The sequence below is a fragment of the Pseudaeromonas sp. HNCC25DJ182 genome, assembly GCF_055413365.1.
This window is the reverse complement of record NZ_JBVAYG010000034.1, coordinates 1-1,088: the sequence shown is the minus strand read 5'-3', so window position 1 is coordinate 1,088 and position 1,088 is coordinate 1. Positions and strand designations below refer to the sequence as shown.

Genomic DNA, 1,088 nt, shown 5'->3' with positions numbered 1-1,088 from the left:
CGCGAATTCAACTTCGAAGTGCAACACCCGCCAAATCAGGCAACCTGTCGTAGTTCATCAAACACGATCTGGGGTTGCCTGAAATCCAAACATTTGCGCGGTCTGAGGTTGAGTCGCCGCTCGAAGGCCGACAACTCATCCGGGCTGAGCTGGCTCAGGTCGCTGCCCTTGGGCACATACTGCCGCAACAAGCCATTGCTGTTCTCGTTCAGACCTCGCTCCCACGCGCTGTATGGATGCGCGAAGTAAAACTGGGCATTTAGCACCTTGGCTACTCGCTCATGTTCCACAAATTCACTGCCATTGTCCGCGGTGATTGTATGAACATGTGCCTTGTAGGGCTCTAGCATGCAGATGATGGCATCGGCCACTGCTGCTGCCGTCTTGGCTGGCACATACTGCACTAGGTAGAGTCGGCTCTTACGCTCGGCCAGTGTCACGATGGCACCACTACCTTGTTTGCCCGAAACGGTATCCACCTCCCAGTCACCCAATCGGCTACGAGAGTCGACTATCGCTGGGCGCTCATCGATCGATACCGGGTTGGGGATCACGCAGCGCTTGGCATTCTGTCCCTTACGGTAACGTTTGTGGCCTTGCCGCAAGTGACGGAACAGCTTGCCACCGTTGGCCTTATCCTGCGCCACATAGCGGTAGATCCACTCATGACTGACAGGGCAACCAATGCGCCTGCAGACCGAGCTTATCTGCTCCGGACTCCAGTCTGCGGCCAACGCCATGGTCACGAAAATAAGGGTATCTTCCGGGACACGATATTTGCTGCTGGAACATCGTCGCAGGGTGGCCGATTGATGAGCCTCTGCTGGTTGATAACCTTGCGCACACCGGTTGCGACGGAGTTCGCGACTAATGGTGGATGGATGCACACCCACCTTGCGGGCAATCATTGCTTGGCTCAAGCCATGGTCATGAAGGCAGGCGATCTGGTATCGTTGTCCTTCGGTCAACTGCTGGTATCTCATGGTGTTCCGCTTTGTTTCTTTGGCGAGAAAAAGCGTACCAGAACCGGCAGTTGGCCTCTTCTCTCCTATGCACCATGGGTGTTGCATTTATTATCTGAATTCGCG

General features: G+C 55.1%; 1 protein-coding gene. It reads right to left on the bottom strand.

What is annotated here, in order from left to right; genetic code table 11:
- Positions 1-35: 35 nt before the first annotated feature.
- Positions 36-983: an IS30 family transposase gene (locus tag ACZYUB_RS16595; protein ID WP_463949342.1), complete on the bottom strand. Its 948-nt coding sequence runs from the start codon at positions 981-983 to the stop codon at positions 36-38.
- Positions 984-1,088: the final 105 nt, after the last annotated feature.

Coding starts and splice junctions, on each gene's coding strand:
- ACZYUB_RS16595 (WP_463949342.1), bottom strand. CDS start 983: ATGAGATACCAGCAGTTGACCGAAGGACAACGATACCAGATCGCCTGC.